This is a genomic window from Rhizobium sp. M10, from assembly GCF_002531955.1.
GTDB lineage: Bacteria > Pseudomonadota > Alphaproteobacteria > Rhizobiales > Rhizobiaceae > Rhizobium > Rhizobium etli_C.
This window is the reverse complement of sequence record NZ_NWTA01000012.1, coordinates 87,621-104,088: the sequence shown is the minus strand read 5'-3', so window position 1 is coordinate 104,088 and position 16,468 is coordinate 87,621. Positions and strand designations below refer to the sequence as shown.

The window sequence follows — 16,468 nt, the reverse complement described above, 5'->3', positions numbered from 1 at the left end:
TCGCCGCGGCGCGGATTGGGAAAGGCTCGCGCGCAAGTCGCCTTCGATTTCAACCGTTACTGCGGCAACCGAAATCGCCGGCGATGACGCGTGTGACATGATGCAGGATCGCTGCCGCGCTCGCCTGCGCCGTTTTGGAAGTGACATCCAGATCCAGGGTAAACCTATGTTTGGGATCGAGAACCCGCGCTTGTCTGCTTTTGTCTATGGAGGCTTGCACATCCGTTGACTTCAACCGCTCGCGGCGCGTGGGCGTTGAAACACGGCGCGCCAATTCTTCCGCATCGCAAAGCAATCTGACCGGCACCAGCAACGCCTCGTATTGTCGGGCGGCATCGCATATCTGCTGAAACGTGCGGGCACTGCGCTCGTCACCTGCTATACCGGCATGCGTGAAAATGAAGTTCGCCGGAGCGGGCCGATAAACTACAATTGCATCCAACACCGCCTGGCGCACCCGTGCCGTATATTCCCATACTCCCGGTGGAAGTGGCGTTGTTCCATCGTCGTCCAGGAGACGCAGTATCGGATTATTGAACCAGTGATTATCGATGATCTTTGCAGGAAAGAGCGAACTCAATTCAGTCGCGATCGTCAGTTTCCCGACGCCGGGGAAGCCCATCAGCAAAACGAAAACGCCCATGACAGTGCCAGCTTTCCAATTGTCCGCTGAGGACCCGCAGCATAGGTGATCCTTCATATGTCGCAACGCCCCGATCGGCGGCACCCCATACGATATGTACGCCGAGGCCGCTCACACCACCAGCGACCCCTGCCGTTCAGCGACGGTCACCACTGCCCGCGTTCCGGCGTTAAACTCCAGAAAGTCCGCCTCGATGCCGTCGCTGAAGATCACGCCGTGTTCCGGCATTTCGGAGACGATGGTCAACGGCTGGGTATCGGAGACGAGACCGGCGACGATGGTGGCGCCGGTGGTGCGGCTCGGGAAGGGTTCGCGGACGAAATAGCGCAGGTAATCCGCATCCCAGGCGAAGGACATGTCGATCGTCCGCTCAGCGGGTTCGAGGCCGAGCGCGCTCGCGGCCCCGAGGCAGCCGGAATAGAGGCTCTTCAGCCAGCCGGTCGAGCCCATGCCTGTCGAGACGATGATGCCGCTGGAGGACTGGCGCTCCTCGCGCTCCTCGGCCTGCAGGAGATAGCGGGCCGAGACATGGCTTTGCGGGCCGATGAAGAGATCATTGACGGCATGGATGACGGCGCCGGTATTCAGCGTCGCCTTGGCCATGCTGACGCGCCTGATCGGCCGCTTGTTCCTCAGCGCCTCGCCGATCACCTTCGGAAGGCTCTTCGGGTTGAAAGGAAGGAGCAGGCCGTCCCAGCGCATCGGATCCGGGTTGACGCCGAGCACCGGCTGGCCGTCGAGATATTTCAGCGTATTGGCGACCAGCCCGTCCTGGCCGAGCACGACGACGACATCGTCGGGGCCGAAGACGAAGTTCGGGAGGTAGCGGCGGTCGAGCCGCTGCACGCGGGCGACGGCGCGCAGGCTGGCTTCCACCTCGGCGATCGCCGTTTCGTAGCGCCTCTTCTCGGCGAGGTAATCGCTGAAATCGGCGCCGAGATGCTCGACATAGAACTGCGCCTGCTGCACCGTGTTGAACCGGGCGATGAGCTCGTCGAGGCGGGTCGGGCGGACGACGAGGATGATCTTGCGTTCGTCAGTGGCTGGCACGGTCCTTGCCCTCCTGCGGCTGCAATATCTCGCGCAGAAGATCGGGCGAGACGTTGAGCTGGCCGATCTTCGTCGCATTGTCGGCAAGGTCGCGGAAGGCGAGCGCCATCAGCTGGCCGGGCTTCATGCCGACCGAGGCGAGCGCCTGCAGCACTTTCGGATCGGCCTGCTCGAAGGATTTCATCATCGCCGTCAGCGCATAGGCTTGGGCATCGGCCTCGGCCTTGGCGTTGGTCGCGGCAAGCGTCACCAGATCGCGGTTCTGCTCTTCCAGCGCGATCTTGCCGGCCATTTCTTCCCGCCGGATCTGCAGCTGCCGTTCCTGCACGGCGCGCTCGGCTTCCATCTGCGCCTCGCGCACCTGCCGCCTCTTGTTTTCCAGCGTGATCTCGGTGGCGATCTCGTTTTCCTTGATCGTCCGCTCCTGCTCGATGGCGGCATTGCGCCTGCTATAGATGGCCTCGTCGGCCTGGCGGAGCAGAGCCTCGCGGGCATGGGCTTCCAGCGCCTTGGCCGTCTCGGCCTTCGGCATGACGGCGAGCAGCGACAGGCCGAGAATTTCAAGGCCGAGCGCTTCGATCGTCGGATGTACTTTGAGGGCTTCCGCCACGCCGGCGACGAGGGCCTCTCCCGAGGCAAGAACCTCCTTCAGCGACAGCGTCTGAACTTCGGCGCGCATCGCCACCTGCACGCGGTCGATCACCCGGGTCGAAAGCTTCTGCGGATCCTCCGAGACATAGCGACCCTTGTGGTCGAGCGTGAAATTCAGGAGCGCTGCCGTGCGGCGCGGCTCGGCGATACGATAGGTGATCTGCCCCTGCACGGTCACTTCCTGGAAGTCCGACGTCACCAGCGGAAAGATGAAGGGGTCGTTGACGCTCGCCGTCGGCACCAGCACCAGCGAGCTCGACGGCGCAAAATGCCAGAAGGCCAGGCCGGCGCCTTCACGGACGGCTTTGCCGTTTTGATATTGGATGACGTATTGCGTAGGTTCCGTCTTGATGAAGCGCAGTCCGAACATGACCGTTTCCTTGTTCCAGGCGCGAGCCCCCTGCTCGTGTCGAAATGGAGAAAACATGAGTTAGTGATAAATGTCAACTAACTTAGTTGAAGATTTACACTAAGCCTCGCGCATGTTATATTCGCATCATGACAACGCATAACAATGACGCCTTCAAACCGATCGCGACCGTCGATCTTGCGATCTTCTCGCTGTCGCCGGCCGGCCTCGCCGTGCTTCTCGTGCGGCGGGCGAACGCGCCCTTTTCCGGCGACTGGGCCTTGCCCGGCGGCTGGATCCATATCGACGAGGATGCGGATCTCGAGGCCGCGGCCCGGCGCGTGCTGAAGGAAAAGACCGGCGTCGAAACACCCTATCTCGAACAGCTGCAAACCACGGGCAGCCGCACCCGCGACCCGAGGGGCTGGAGCATCAGCATCGTCTACATCGCGCTGCTTTCCGCCGATGACGTCGCCGAACGGCAGGGCGGAATCGCCGGAGAGGCCGAATGGCGGCTGATCGAGGGCGAGGGCGTCGGCTGTCCCATCGCCTTCGACCATGCGGCCCTCCTGAAGGAGGCGCTCGGCCGCATCCGCGGCAAGGTCGAATATTCGAGCCTGCCCGGACATCTGCTGCCAGTCCATTTCACAATGAGCGAGCTGCAATCGGTCTACGAGACTCTTCTCGGCCGCAAGCTCGACAAATCGGCCTTTCGAAAGCGCATGGCCGAAGCCGATTTCCTGGAGCCGGTCGAGGGCGAGATGCGCCGGGCGAGCAACCGGCCCGCCCAGGTCTTCCGATTGAAGGATACCCGGTCGCTGGCGCTCTTCGACCGGACGATCTGACACGCCCGATCAGGCGTTCAAGCTGCTGCGTCTGCCGGTCGAAGGCTCCAGACCTGCCACATATTAGTCAGCAGCCGTTGCGGAACAATGACCTGCCGGTGAGGTTGTGGATAGGCCAATACGGCAAAATTCCCCAAGGAGGATATCCCAATGCATATGAAACTCGTAGCAGCGTCGCTTTTTGCCATCGGCATGGCCACATCGGCCTTCGCCCAATCCAATCCGGCGCCGGCCGGCGCCACGATCGATAAGAACCAGGCCGATCAGGGTGGCGGCGCGACCGGCGACACGAAGGCCAAAAAGCCGATGGCAACCGATACCACCACGACCGGTTCCACGACCGGCGGCACGATGAAAATGGACAAGACCAAGTGCCCCAATCCGGTCAACAACTCGGACAATCTTCAGACGCAGGGCGGCACCAGCAATGCCACGCCGATGGATGAGGCCTGCGCCGCACACAACAATTGAGCGCTGCCTGCGAGAAAAACCCCGCTTCGGCGGGGTTTTACGCGTCTGCGCACTGCGGATCCTGACCGCCCTTTCCGAAACCCTCATTTTCGAACATCGCAAGAATTCTGGTTGAGTTGGCCACAGGGCTCAGGCAAATCTCCGGGAGGCGGCTTGCTTTTGCGTCAGCAACGCCAGCACAACTTGACTTCCAGCAAAACGACCGATATCAATTTGGGTAATCGATAACCCAAAGGGCTCCCGTGACCGCCTCACTCAACGACATAGCCGTCCGCGCAGGCGTCTCGGTCAAGACGGTGTCAGGCGCCTTGCATGGCGGCTCGGCCCGCATGTCGGAGGAAACCCGGCAGCGGATCAAGGAGATTGCCGAGGAGCTCGGCTATGTCACCAACTTCGCCGCGCGCAGCATGCGGCAGGGCTGGATGCCGCTCGTCGGCCTGGTCGCCGATGATCTGATCACCTCGCCTTTCGCCACCGAGATCATCAGGGGGCTCGACGGCGCCGTGCGCGCCGCCGACATGGCCGTCTTCGCCATGACCCTCGGCGGCCACCGGAGCATCGCCTCGATCCTCGACGAGATGCGGCGCTTTCGCCCGCGGGCGATCGCCTATGCCGCCATGTATCACAAGAGCGTCGACCTGCCGGCCGAATTTGCCGATGCGGTCGGCGTCATGATCAACTGCCGCGATGCCAACGACCGCGTCACCTCGCTGGTGCCCGATGAAACGGGGGCGGCGCTCGAGATTACCAACTATCTCATCGATGCCGACCGCCGCAACATCGCCTTCATCAATCTGCCCGGGCTGCTCGCCGGCGAACTCCGGGAACTCGGTTTCCGGCAGGCGCTCGATCAGGCCGGCATCGACGGAGCCGGCGCCATCGTCCTGCCCGCCGTCAGCAAGGCGATCTACAGCGACCGGGCGCACAGCCTCGTGGCCGCGCATGTGCATGCGCTGATGAACGGCCCCCGGCGCCCCGATGCCATCCTGTGCGGCAATGACCGCGTGGCCATGGAAGTCTATGCCGCGCTGCGCCGGGCGGGTGCTGCCATTCCCGACGACGTCGCCGTGGCGAGTTTCGACAACCAGGTCGAGATCGCCTCGCGTCTCGATCCGCCGCTGACCACGATGGCGCTTCCCCATCGCGCCATGGGCCGCCAGGCCGCGCAAATCCTGCTTGCCGAAGACCGGGTCCCGGTCGGGGTGCAGAAACTGCCGTTCCAGCTGGTGGAGCGGGCATCCGTATAAATTGAGATAGGCCCATTCAATTGAGGAGGAATTCTAATGGGTAAACGTTTACTTTGGTCACTGGTCCTGTCCTCGGCACTATCAGCCATAGGGGCGCAGGCAGCCGAGAAAACCGCAATCCAGGTCATGCATCAGGGCGACCCCGGTTTTGTCGCCGCCTATGGCAAGGTCGCCGAACGCTTCGAGGCCGCCAATCCCGATGTCGACGTGCAGTTCATTTATGCGCCGCACGATGCCTATAACGAGAAGTTCAGCGCCGCGGTCATGGCCAAGCAGCTGCCCGACGTGATGGAGCTCGATGCGCCGTTCCTCGCCAACTACGTCTGGTCGGGCTATCTTCAGCCGATCAAGCCGCTGATCGACAAGGATGTCGTCGACGACATGACGGAGTCCAATATCGCCCAGGGCACATACCCGATCGACAAGGACCTCTACGCGATCGGCCTGACCGACTCCTCGGTCGTCCTTTACGGTAACAAGAAATATCTCGAAGCGATCGGCGCCCGCATTCCGAAATCCGTCGAGGATGCCTGGACCCGGGAGGAGTTCGAAACCTATCTCGAGAAGCTTTCCAAAGTCGACGGCGTGAAGTGGCCGATCGACACCTTCCGCGGCTATGGCATCAAGACCGAATGGATCACCTATGCCTATGGCCCGATCCTGCAATCGGCCGGCTGCGATCTGATCGACCGCAAGGCCTGGAAATCCGAAGGCACGCTCGACAGCGACGCCTGCGTCGATGCGCTGGCAATGATGCAGAAATGGGTCAAGAACGGCTGGGTCGTGCCGCAATCGGCGGGAACCAACCAGTTCTTCGCCGAAGGCAATCCGGCAGCGCTGGCGCTCGGCGGACATTGGGTCTATGCGGAGGCCGCCGCGACCATGAAGGACAACATCGTCGTGCTGCCGCTTCCAAAATTCGGCGCCAAGGGCGCGAGCCCCGACGGCACCTGGATCTGGGCGGTCACCAAGACGTCGACGCATCCCGATATTGCAGGCAAGTTCGTCAGCTTCCTGCTGAAGGACAAGGAGTTCCGCGCCTACGTCGCAAGCCAGTCCGGCTATCCCGGCCTGAAGAGCTTCGCTGCCGAATCTCCGCTCTATGCTCCCGGCGGCCCGATGGCGATCGCCTTCGAGCAGGCCTCGAAGACGGCCGTCGCCCGCCCGCCGCATCCAGCCTATCCGACCATTACCTCCGCCTTCATGCAGGCCGTCGACGAGGTGTTCAATGGCGGCGATCCCAAGGAGGCGCTGACAGCGGCCGCCGAGAAGATCGACCAGGATATCGAGGACAATGACGGCTATCCGCCGTTCGGCGACGAGCAATAAGCTCGATCGCCCTGCAATGTCCCCGCCGGACATTGCAGGGCGGGACCGGCGATCGAGACTGGAGAGGAGGAGCCAATGGCCATGCAACAATCGATATCTTCGACATCCGTCCGAAAGGCTCCGGCACGCCGCCATGACAAGGGACGGCTGATGCAGGAAGCGGCCATGCTTGCGCCGGCCGTCATCCTGTTGACGCTCTTTCTGATCCTGCCGTTTCTCCTGTCCTTCTGGACGGCGATGACCAACCAGCCTTTGGTGCCGCGGCCGACGCCGGTCCGCTTCGTCTGGTTCAACAATTTCATCCGCATCTTCCAGGACGACCTGTTCTGGACAGCGCTTTGGAACGTTTCGCGCTTCACCTTCTGGATCATTCCGGCGCAGTGCGGCCTCGCTTTTGCGACGGCGCTGCTGTTGCATCAGAAGCTGCCGTTGCGCAACCTGCTGCGCGGCATGTTCTTCCTGCCGGCGATCACCTCGATGGTCGTGGTCTGCGTCATCTGGGGCACGCTGTTCCAGTATCCCACGGGGCCGTTCAACCAGATCCTCGGCTTCCTCTCCGGCGGGGCGATCCAGCCGATCGATTGGCTCGGCGATCCGCAATGGGCGATGTTCTCGCTCGTGCTGCTCTCGGCCTGGCAGGCCTACGGCTTCCAGATGATCGTCTATCTCGCCGGCCTTCAGGGCATTCCCGATGAACTCTACGATGCCGCAAAGATCGACGGCGCCAATGCTTTCCGCCGCTTCTGGCATGTGACCATGCCCGGCCTGCGGCCGACCCATGTCTTCGTGCTTGTCATCACCACCATCCAGGCGTTCAAGCTCTATACCCAGGTCGCCATCCTCACGCAGGGCGGGCCGAAGAGCAGCACCGAAACGGTGGTGCACTACATGGTCCGCGCCGGCTTCGAAGAGCAGAAGATGGGATATGCCTCCGCCGTCTCGGTCATCCTGTTCGTGATCGTTCTCGTCATCGCGCTGATCCAGCGCCAGCTCCTGAGGCGCTTCGATGTCTGATATCGCCCTCTCGATCCCGCAGGCCCGCGCAGCACGGCCCCGTTCCGCCGCGAGGGTTCTCCGCGCCATCCAAACCGTCAGCATCTTCATCATCGCATTGGTGATCGTCTCTCCTTTGCTGCTGCTGGTCGTCGCCAGCCTCAAGGACGACCGGTTCCAGATTCTCGCCGACATGGGCAGCTTCCGGGCCTTCTGGGTATCGAACCCGACGCTTTCCAATTATGCCGAAGTCGGCCACCTCTCCGGCGAACTCGCCTTCGGACGCTACCTCATCAACTCGCTGATCATCCTGGTCACCACGGTCTGCTCCGGCCTGATCGTCAATTCGATGGCCGGCTTCGTTCTGGCCTGGGGCTCGCTCAAGGGCCGCGCCGTCATCCTCTCCGTCGTGATTGCGCTCTACGTGATCCCGCAGGAAAGCATCATCATGCCGCTGGTGATCATGGTTTCGCGGGCGGGTATGTCCGATACCTTCGCGGTGCAGATCGTGCCCTGGGTCGCAAGCCCGCTTTACATCTTCCTGTTCTACCAGTTCTTCGCGCAGCTGCCGAAGGAATTGCTTGAGGCCGCCGAGATCGACGGCGCCTCGTTTTTCCGGGCCTATCGCTCCATCTTCCTGCCGCTCAGCCTGCCTGCCCTCGCCACCGTGTCGATCCTCATGGGCATCGAGACCTGGAACCAGTATCTCTGGCCGATCCTCGTCACGCAGACCGACTATGCCCGGCCGATCGCGGTGGCCATCGCCACCTTCTTCGGACAGGACAGCATCTACTGGGATCGGGCGATGGCGGCCTCCGTTTTGATGATGATCCCGATCCTGGGGCTCTACCTCGCATTCCAGCGCTGGTTCGTGAGTTCCTTTATCGGCTCTGCCGTGAAAGGTTGAATTGATGGCAAGCCAACCGATTTCTCCCTCCGATGAAGTGGAGCTGGAGACGATCCGCGCCGTGTTGCCTGCGGGCGCCACGATCCATGCCTGGATCAGAGCGTCGCATGGCAGCGCCCCGGGAAGGCTCACGGCACATGTCGACGGAGACCCGGCCGGCGCTGTCGAGACGGCAAACTCCGATGAATTCGAGTTTCGGCCGCTGACGCTGGAAAGAGGCGGAGAGACCGCCTTCTCCTACGATCCCGCGACAACCGAGGTCTCGGTCCTCTATGCCTTCCTTCAGTCCCGCGTTCTGGAAGAAGGCATCCGGCTGCTGCATGTCCGCTCCGCCAATGCCACCCCCGAAGTGCCGGGCAGCTATCATTTCCGCCCGCCTTTCGGCTGGATGAACGATCCCAACGGGTTTGGAAGGTTCGGCGGCAAGCTGCATCTCTTCTACCAGCACTATCCCCATAGCCTTCGATGGAACAACATGCATTGGGGTCATGCGGTCTCGAAGGACTACCTTTACTGGACGCATCTCCCGATCTTTCTTTTCCCTTCGGATGAACTTGCCGCGCGGGCCGACGGGCGGGGCGGGGCATTTTCCGGCTCGGCGATCGCTCTTGCCGGCGATGAAGCCGGCCTTCGCATTTTTTACACCGAGCATATGAAGGACCGGGAACCGGAGGAACAGGTTCAGTTCACCGCCACCAGCCGCGATCTTGTCACTGTCGAGCCGGCGCGCCTGATCCTGCCGGCGCGTCCGGCCGGGCTCGGCCTGACGACCGATTTCCGCGACCCTTACGTCTTCAAGGGCCCCGACGGCAGATGGAAGATGCTGCTCGGCACGCGAGACCGGGAGGGCGGCGTCATCCTGCTCTACGAAACCGCCGATCCGGCCGCGGCGGCGGGATGGACCTTCCTCGGCACGCTTCACCGCGAGAACCGCTTCGGAATGACGGCGGCGGAATGCCCCTGCATGCTGCCGCTCGACGGTCCCGCCGACGACCCTTCGACGCGCTGGGCCCTGATCTTCGGTCTGCTGACCAGCCGCGACCCGGCAACCGGCCGGCGCAACATGACGCTTGCGACCGTCGGCCGTTTCGATGGCCGCGGCTTCTCCGTGGAATTCGAGCAGGAGCTGGATTTCGGCACCGACGCCTACGCGTTCCAGGCCTTCGTCGACGAGGGCGGCCCGATCGGCATCGCCTGGCTTGCGAACTGGACGGATGTATCAAAAGAGATCGACATGCCGACGGCGATGACCCTGCCGCGCCGACTCGCATTGCAGAGCGGTGCGCTGATCACGCCGCCGGTGTCGGGGGTCGAAAGCCTGCGGCAGCGCCGGCTGGATGCCAAAGCTCTTCTGGATGGCCGGACCGTCGATCTCGCCAACGGCGCCGTCGAAATCCTGCTCACCCTCGGCCAGGCCGGCAACGCCTTCCGCCTCGATCTCGAACATCCCGAGGCAACGGTCGCGGTGCAGCTGAACGACGACGGGCTGAGCATTCCCTTCTCGGTGGCGAATGCCAAAGCATCGCCCCGCTATATCGCCGCCGGCGCACGCCCGTCGACCATCCGGATCTTTCTCGATGCCGGCTCGATCGAGGTCTTCGCCGACGACGGCCGTTGGACGGGCACCAAGCGACTACCCGGTTTCAAGGGGGTGACTGCGGTGCGTCTGACCGCACCCGAGGGAAATATCATCGCCGCCGAAATCTGGCAGCTCGGTCTTTGATCTCCGGAGGAGCCGGGGCAACGCACGGCTTGCAGAATGCCGGCTTCCGATTGTGCGGCGCGGGCCATCAGGCCCCCAGCATGCCGCGGGCGAGGTCGTGACCGGTCGGCACAAAGCCGTCGGTCCAGGCTGAACTGCTCGGTTTGTCCGATATCGTACGGCAACGAATAGGACTGCTGGAGCTTTCTCTCTCATTCCAGGAGAGAAAAATGACTTCCTCGTCTTCAGTACGGCCTACGTCGCATTGCAAAGAAACGTCCGCAATCGAGCGTGAGATCGTCGAACTGACGCCGGCGTTGCGCGCCTTTGCCCGCAGGTTTCTGCGCAGTGACGACGACATTGATGATCTCGTCCAGGAGACCTTGCTGAAGGCGTTGAACTCGCTGCACCTCTATCAGCCCGGCACCTCGCTCAAATCCTGGCTTTTCACCATCCTTCGAAATACGTTCTGCACCAATTACCGCCGGCAAAAACGCGAGCCGGCAGGGATGGATGCGGCGATGGAACAGATTGCGATCGCGCCAACCCAGGAGTGGACGCTGCGGGAGCACGAACTGCAGCGGGCTTTGACACGGCTTTCCGACGACAGGCGCCGTGCTCTGACACTGGTGGCTGCCGGAACGACCTACGAGGATGCCGCCAGGATGTGCGGGTGCCGCATCGGCACGTTAAAAAGCCGTGTCAGCCGCGCCCGCGCGTCGCTGCTGGCAATGCTCGGAAACCATCTCGTCGACTGAGCGCCCCACGGTCGATTCATCGGCAGCTCCATCAGGGCTTGGCTTCCCGTGAAAACTGCGTGCTCTGATCGCTTCTGCTGCCCGCGTTCCAAGAGAGCGTAGCGCCGAGCACGATCAAAAGCCCGACCAAGACGATGGCTCCAATATAGATTGCGAAAGCGCGGCGATCCGATTGCTGGCTCATCTTCCTCTCCTTCAGGCCTCGAACCAGCCGAAAGGCGGAATGTTCCGGTCAACGGGATGAGACAGGATTTACCAGCGGAGCAGGCGGGGGCCGGTGAGCGAACCCAGCGCGCCGGTGAGCAGGATGCCGAGCGAATACCAGATCAGCACGAAGGGCATGCCGTTTTCGGTGCAGAACCAGGAATAGACCCAGGCGCCGGCAGCGCCGGCGGCGATGCCGGCGACAAAACCCACCAACCTGAGATCAGCGGGTGCCGCCCGGCGCAATGCCCAGACGACACCGGCATAAACGGGCAGCGCGAAACCGAAGATCAAGACCGGGCAATGGAGCGCCGAGGAGCCGAGGATCAGCACCGGATAGGTCTCGACCGGAGCCGTCATGAGCTGGATGGCCGCGACCGCCGCCATGGCGGCGAAGATCACGGCAAGCAGACCGAAAAAGCTTCCCTCGGAACCATCGGGGCGGGAAAGCCGGAAAACGGCTGCAAAGGCGGCCGCGGCGATCAGGGCATTATAGGCCGACTTGATCCAGAAAACCGGCAGCATCAGCACGTCGGACATATCGATCCTGAGCCCAAGAATGATCAGCATCAGCAACAAGGAGAAAGCGAGGGACGGCACGATGCCGAGCATGAAGCGGCGGCGCAGTGCGTTGCGCGGCACCGGCTTCAGGTCCCCCGCCAGGCGTTCGATAATGTCGTCCGTCTTTGTCACGATGCGCCTCGCAATCTTTCTCCGAGCGCTTTGAGCGCCCGGTGGATGCCGACTTTCACCGCCGATTCAGACTGGCCGGTGCGGTTCGCGGTGTCGGCGACCGACTGGCCTTCGAGCTTCACCTGCCGGATCAGCTCCCGCTGTCTCGGCGGCAGCCCGTCGAGCAACCGCTCGACATCCATGCGAGCCGTCACCGCTTCCTCGCTGAAACCGCTTTCGATCTCCTCGCCAAGCTCGGTCTCAGCCAGTCTGCGCCCGCCGCGGCCGCGATGATGGTCGATCAGCTTGTAACGGGCGATCGAAAAGAACCAGGCGGTGAAAGGTCTTTCCCGGTCATAGGTGGACCGGCGGGAATGCAGTGCCAGCAATGTCTCCTGGACTAGATCTTCCATATCCGCTTTCGTCGCCGCAGCCATCCTGCGGCTGTAGTAACCGACAAGCAGCACACGCAAAGCCGTCAGCAAACGCCGATAGGCAGCCTCGTCCCCGTCAAGGGAGAGAAGCATCAATGCTTTCAGGGCTTCTTCCGAATGGGCGGTTGTCATGCTGTCACGAGTTCATTCGCTGGAAGCGGCCAATCGGTTACAGGAAAGATCAAAATAATTGCGGCATCACAGTCCTATCACATGCGCGTGAAGCTGTAACGCATCCGGCACTCCCGCGAATAACCGGATGTGAGCCATCGGCAGGCCGCCGGTGGACATGAAAAATCCATTCAGGAGAGTTCCATGACCAAGCTTTTTTCCAGCCTCGCAGCCTGCACTTTCATCGTCGGTCTTTCGCTTGCCGGTGTCGCCTCGGCTGAGGACGCCATGAAGTCCGATACGATGAAGAAGGACAATATGCAGAGCAGCGCGATGTCGAAGGACACCATCAAGACATCGGGGCCTAAGACCGACTGCATGAACAAGGCCGACATGGAAAAAGACGCAATGAAAAAGGCCGACATGATGAAGGCCTGCGACGCGATGTAGTAGGCGTTTCGCGTCTCCGCGGCCGCTGAAACTTTCTACAGCGCCGCGCGTCTTTTTAGACGCGCAAAGGACGCTGTAGCACTTTTGATTGCTGCATAATTTTATCCTTAAATCGATTCCGATTTAAGGAATTATGCAGCGGGCGGCGGCCGCGTCTTCTTCTCCCGAAACGTCCATTCATTCGGAGAACAATCATGGCGACGATCGATGCCGGCCCGACAACCGGCCGCACGCTTATCTACCGCCACAGTCTCGCTGTCCGCCTGTCGCATTGGGTGAACGTGCTTTGCCTCACCGTGCTGCTGTTCAGCGGCCTGCAGATATTCAATGCTCACCCGGCGCTCTATTGGGGTCAATACGGCGCCGACAACGATCCGTCCTTCATCTCCATGGAAGCAACAGAAGACGGCGACCGGGTAAAGGGGCTGACGCATGTCGGTCCGTTTACCTTCGATACGACGGGCTTTCTTGGTCTCTCCGATGTCGACGGCGAGGCGACGGCAAGGGGCTTTCCGAACTGGCTCACGCTTCCGAGCTATCAGGACCTGTCGAGCGGCCGACGCTGGCATTTCTTCTTTGCCTGGCTCTTCGTCGTCAACGGCCTTGTCTACCTCGCCTATGGACTGATCAGCCGGCATTTCCGCCGGGATCTTGCACCGGCTGGCAACGAACTGACACTTGCCCATCTCGGCCACGAGGTCGTGAACCACGCCCGGCTGCGCTTTCCGAAAGGCCCCGAGGCGCGGCACTACAACACGCTGCAGAAACTGACCTATCTCGTGGTGATCTTCCTGCTGCTGCCGCTGATGATTGCGACGGGTCTGACCATGTCGCCGGGCTTCAACGCGGTGGCGCCCTGGCTGCTCGATGTCTTCGGTGGACGGCAATCGGCCCGCACCCTGCATTTCCTCACCGCCTTCTCGCTCGTCGCCTTCGTCGCGGTGCATATCGCCATGGTGATCCTGTCGGGTGTGTTCAACAATCTGCGCTCGATGATCACCGGCTATTACGCCATCGAACAGGGAGACGAACGATGAGTCGCCTGATCACCCGCCGCCGCTTCCTGATCGGCTCGACCCTGACCGCCTCCGCATTGGGATTGAGCGGCTGCGACGCATTGGTCGAAAACGACCGGACGAAGTCGGTACTGAAGATCGCCGAGGGCTTCAGCATGACAACGCAGCGCTTCCTGCTCGGCGATGATGCGCTCGCCCGAGAATTCACCGAGGCCGATCTCTCGCCGGTCTTTCGCTCGAACGGCACCAGCATGCCCGATAACCCGCAATATCTCGATTGGGTGAGCCGGCAATTCTCGACCTGGCGGCTTGATGTCGGCGGCCTAGTCGAAAAGCCGTCGCAGTTCACGCTGGCGCAGCTGAAGGCGATGCCGTCGCGCACGCAGATCACCCGGCACGACTGCGTCGAAGGCTGGAGCGCGATCGGCAAATGGAGCGGTCTGCCGCTCGCCGCCCTGCTGCAATCGGTCGGGCTGAAGCCCGAGGCACGCTACATCGTGTTTCATTGCGCCGATGAATACGAAAAGACGCTCGACGGCAGCGGCTGGTACTATGAGAGCATCGATCTCGTCGACGCCTTCCACCCGCAGACGATCCTCGCCTATTCGATGAACGGCCGCGACCTTGAGGTGGCGCATGGAGCGCCGCTGCGGCTGCGGGTCGAGCGGCAGCTCGGTTATAAGCAGGCGAAGTATCTGACCCGCATCGAGGCGGTCGCCGATATCGGCCAACTCTACGGCGGCAATGGCGGCTTCTGGGAGGATCGCGGCTACGAATGGTATGCCGGGATATAAGTCACCGGCAGGCTTTGATCCGCCTGTTCATGCCGGCTGTGGGGACGCTATGTCGGTGAGACCGCGCCTCGATTTCCTGAGAGGCCCGATCAAACGCTCATATTCGTCCTCTGCCTTGCCATAGGCGTCGGAAGCGAAGTCCTCCAGGCCGGCGCGATCCCTGACGATCACCAGGCCGCGGACGGAGCGGATGAAGCGGTAGCCTTCGAGCAGATGCAGGGCGGTGGTGACGCTCGGCCGCCGCACCGCCAGCATCAAGGCAATGTACTCGTGCGTCAGCGCGAGCTCATTGCCGTCGATCCTATCGTGACACATCAATATCCAGCGGGCCAACCGCTCATCGATCTCATGGACGGCGTTGGAGAGCGCAGTGAAACCGGCCTGCGTCGCCAGAACATGAACGACCTTATGGAGAAGGCTGGCGAAAACCGGCTGCGTTTTCATCAGATCCAGCAGCGTGGTTTGCCGCAGACGATAGGCGAAACCCGGCACCTGGACGGTGACCTCTGGGACACTGATGCCTGCGCCTATCGCCGCCGCGACCGGTGCAAAACCGTCGCGGCCGAACAATCCCGCTTCGACGCGATTGCCCTCAGGCGAAATATTGATGACCGAGCCTATGCCCGAGCATGGAAAATAGGCATGCTCGATCACCGCATCTGCCGGGACGATAATGTGACCGCGGGGGATGGCGCAGGGTTCGAGATGAGCAGCGACTGCGGTATATTCGTCCTCCGGCAAAAGACCCAGCAGGCGATTCTCTTTCGGCCGCATCATGGTTTCTGCCATTGTTTGCCCTCCGGCAAGTACGGGATGCTACAGGCAGGACCGCCGAAGCCAGGTCGCGTTCGCCAGCTGCGTTCGCCCAACCCCAACTCACAGGACTTTTGTTGGTTCCCGCCATCGCCGCACCGCTGATCACTGATTCTACGCGGATATTCTTTGCGGGCAGACGTCGCCGAGCACGTCTGTACGCTATTGCACAGTGTATTGCTCAATGATTCTAGATGGTTAGGTTCGCCCGCGACAACGATCGCATCATCATCGTTGCGTGGATGGACATGGAAGACGAACAATTGAATTTTCGGAATGAACTTTTGCGCGCCATGGGGCCGCAAGAGCGCGAGCTTCTGCTGCCTCATCTGGAGCCCGTTACTCTGGACGTCCCCTTGATCCTGGAAACGGAGGATACCCCGGTCAGCGACGTCTACCTCCTGGAGTCGGGTCTCGCCTCGATCGTGGCGAGATTTCCGGGCGGGCGGGATATTGAAGTGGGGATCGTCGGCCGTGAGGGCATGACCGGCGCCGCGGTCGTGCTCGGCGGCGACCAATCGGCGAACCGCACATTCATGCAGGTCTCCGGACACGGTTTCAAATTGCCGGCGCGTATCCTCTCTGCGGCGATGGAAGAGAGCCGTGCCCTGCGCGGCCTGCTTCTTGCCTATGTCCAGGCGCTGCTCGCGCAAACGACATCGACCGTCCTTGCCAACGGTCACGCCAAGCTCGAGGAGCGGCTTGCCCGCTGGTTGCTGATGGTTCATGACCGGACCGACGGCATGACCATCTGGCTGACCCACGAATTCCTGGCCGTGATGCTTGGCGTTCGCCGCGCCGGCGTCACGGTCGCGCTGCACCTGCTCGAAGGCAAGGGCCTGATCCGCTCCACGCGGCGGCAGATCGTCATTCTCAATCGGCGCGGACTGATCGAAGAGGCGCACGGCTCCTACGGAGCGGCCGAGGAGGAATATCGGCGTTTGATCGGCAGGCACCTTGCGCGTTGATGTCGATGCGCAGCCGCCGGCCTCGCAATCCGCGTTACGATCCGGCCATTCCGCCTTCGGG

19 protein-coding genes are annotated in these 16,468 nt (G+C 62.0%); 12 read left to right on the top strand and 7 right to left on the bottom strand.

Annotated elements, in window-relative coordinates; genetic code table 11:
- Window positions 1–49: 49 nt before the first annotated feature.
- The 3 genes from CO671_RS20150 to CO671_RS20140 all read right to left on the bottom strand — a co-directional run bounded on the left by CO671_RS20150 (window position 50) and on the right by CO671_RS20140 (window position 2,714).
- Entirely contained in the window at window positions 50–643 is a 594-nt protein-coding gene (locus tag CO671_RS20150; protein ID WP_097607393.1) for a chloramphenicol phosphotransferase, read from the bottom strand.
- Window positions 644–754: 111 nt separating this feature from the next.
- Entirely contained in the window at window positions 755–1,693 is a 939-nt protein-coding gene (locus tag CO671_RS20145; RefSeq protein ID WP_097607392.1) for a sugar kinase, read from the bottom strand.
- Window positions 1,680–2,714: an SPFH domain-containing protein gene (locus tag CO671_RS20140; RefSeq protein WP_097607391.1), complete on the bottom strand. Its 1,035-nt coding sequence runs from the start codon at window positions 2,712–2,714 to the stop codon at window positions 1,680–1,682. The genes CO671_RS20145 and CO671_RS20140 overlap by 14 nt, the downstream gene beginning before the upstream one ends.
- Before the next feature lie 128 nt (window positions 2,715–2,842).
- On the opposite strand from CO671_RS20140, the gene CO671_RS20135 reads away from it, so the two are divergent.
- From CO671_RS20135 to CO671_RS20100, 8 genes are all read left to right on the top strand, one after another.
- Window positions 2,843–3,538, top strand: coding sequence for an NUDIX domain-containing protein (locus CO671_RS20135; protein ID WP_097607390.1), 696 nt, complete (start codon window positions 2,843–2,845; stop codon window positions 3,536–3,538).
- A gap of 150 nt (window positions 3,539–3,688) precedes the next feature.
- Window positions 3,689–4,009: a hypothetical protein gene (locus CO671_RS20130; protein ID WP_097607389.1), complete on the top strand. Its 321-nt coding sequence runs from the start codon at window positions 3,689–3,691 to the stop codon at window positions 4,007–4,009.
- A 242-nt stretch (window positions 4,010–4,251) separates the two neighbouring features.
- Complete coding sequence (locus CO671_RS20125) at window positions 4,252–5,256, top strand: LacI family DNA-binding transcriptional regulator (RefSeq protein ID WP_097607388.1); 1,005 nt, start codon at window positions 4,252–4,254, stop codon at window positions 5,254–5,256.
- A gap of 36 nt (window positions 5,257–5,292) precedes the next feature.
- Window positions 5,293–6,585 carry a sugar ABC transporter substrate-binding protein gene (locus CO671_RS20120; protein ID WP_097607387.1) on the top strand — a complete coding sequence of 431 codons (1,293 nt, stop codon included), beginning with the start codon at window positions 5,293–5,295 and terminating at the stop codon, window positions 6,583–6,585.
- Window positions 6,586–6,660: 75 nt separating this feature from the next.
- On the top strand, window positions 6,661–7,599 hold the full coding sequence (locus CO671_RS20115; protein ID WP_097607386.1) for a sugar ABC transporter permease: 939 nt from the start codon (window positions 6,661–6,663) through the stop codon (window positions 7,597–7,599).
- Window positions 7,592–8,485 (top strand): carbohydrate ABC transporter permease, encoded by an 894-nt coding sequence (locus CO671_RS20110; protein ID WP_097607385.1) that lies wholly within the window; start codon window positions 7,592–7,594, stop codon window positions 8,483–8,485. Before CO671_RS20115 ends, CO671_RS20110 begins: the two co-directional genes overlap by 8 nt.
- 4 nt (window positions 8,486–8,489) lie before the next feature.
- On the top strand, window positions 8,490–10,208 hold the full coding sequence (locus CO671_RS20105; RefSeq protein ID WP_097607488.1) for a GH32 C-terminal domain-containing protein: 1,719 nt from the start codon (window positions 8,490–8,492) through the stop codon (window positions 10,206–10,208).
- Between the two features lie 209 nt (window positions 10,209–10,417).
- Entirely contained in the window at window positions 10,418–10,945 is a 528-nt protein-coding gene (locus tag CO671_RS20100; protein ID WP_097607384.1) for a sigma-70 family RNA polymerase sigma factor, read from the top strand.
- Between the two features lie 31 nt (window positions 10,946–10,976).
- Here CO671_RS20100 and CO671_RS33795 read toward each other — a convergent pair whose 3' ends face one another.
- The 3 genes from CO671_RS33795 to CO671_RS20090 form a co-directional block, all read right to left on the bottom strand.
- Window positions 10,977–11,129, bottom strand: a complete 153-nt coding sequence (locus CO671_RS33795; protein WP_010031536.1) for a hypothetical protein — start codon at window positions 11,127–11,129, stop codon at window positions 10,977–10,979.
- A 68-nt stretch (window positions 11,130–11,197) separates the two neighbouring features.
- A complete protein-coding gene (locus CO671_RS20095; RefSeq protein WP_097607383.1) occupies window positions 11,198–11,842 on the bottom strand; it encodes an NrsF family protein in 645 nt (214 codons plus the stop codon).
- Window positions 11,839–12,387, bottom strand: a complete 549-nt coding sequence (locus CO671_RS20090; RefSeq protein ID WP_097607382.1) for a sigma-70 family RNA polymerase sigma factor — start codon at window positions 12,385–12,387, stop codon at window positions 11,839–11,841. Before CO671_RS20090 ends, CO671_RS20095 begins: the two co-directional genes overlap by 4 nt.
- Window positions 12,388–12,570: 183 nt before the next feature.
- On the opposite strand from CO671_RS20090, the gene CO671_RS20085 reads away from it, so the two are divergent.
- The 3 genes from CO671_RS20085 to CO671_RS20075 all read left to right on the top strand — a co-directional run bounded on the left by CO671_RS20085 (window position 12,571) and on the right by CO671_RS20075 (window position 14,626).
- A complete protein-coding gene (locus tag CO671_RS20085) occupies window positions 12,571–12,816 on the top strand; it encodes a pentapeptide MXKDX repeat protein (protein ID WP_097607381.1) in 246 nt (81 codons plus the stop codon).
- 194 nt (window positions 12,817–13,010) lie between these two features.
- Window positions 13,011–13,853, top strand: a complete 843-nt coding sequence (locus tag CO671_RS20080; RefSeq protein ID WP_097607380.1) for a cytochrome b/b6 domain-containing protein — start codon at window positions 13,011–13,013, stop codon at window positions 13,851–13,853.
- Window positions 13,850–14,626 (top strand): molybdopterin-binding protein, encoded by a 777-nt coding sequence (locus CO671_RS20075; protein WP_097607379.1) that lies wholly within the window; start codon window positions 13,850–13,852, stop codon window positions 14,624–14,626. Before CO671_RS20080 ends, CO671_RS20075 begins: the two co-directional genes overlap by 4 nt.
- A 27-nt stretch (window positions 14,627–14,653) precedes the next feature.
- On the opposite strand, the gene CO671_RS20070 is transcribed toward CO671_RS20075, so the two are convergent.
- Window positions 14,654–15,415 (bottom strand): Crp/Fnr family transcriptional regulator, encoded by a 762-nt coding sequence (locus CO671_RS20070; protein WP_097607378.1) that lies wholly within the window; start codon window positions 15,413–15,415, stop codon window positions 14,654–14,656.
- Window positions 15,416–15,687: 272 nt separating this feature from the next.
- Between CO671_RS20070 and CO671_RS20065 the strand changes: the two genes are divergently transcribed.
- Entirely contained in the window at window positions 15,688–16,407 is a 720-nt protein-coding gene (locus tag CO671_RS20065; protein ID WP_097607487.1) for a Crp/Fnr family transcriptional regulator, read from the top strand.
- Window positions 16,408–16,468 lie beyond the last annotated feature (61 nt).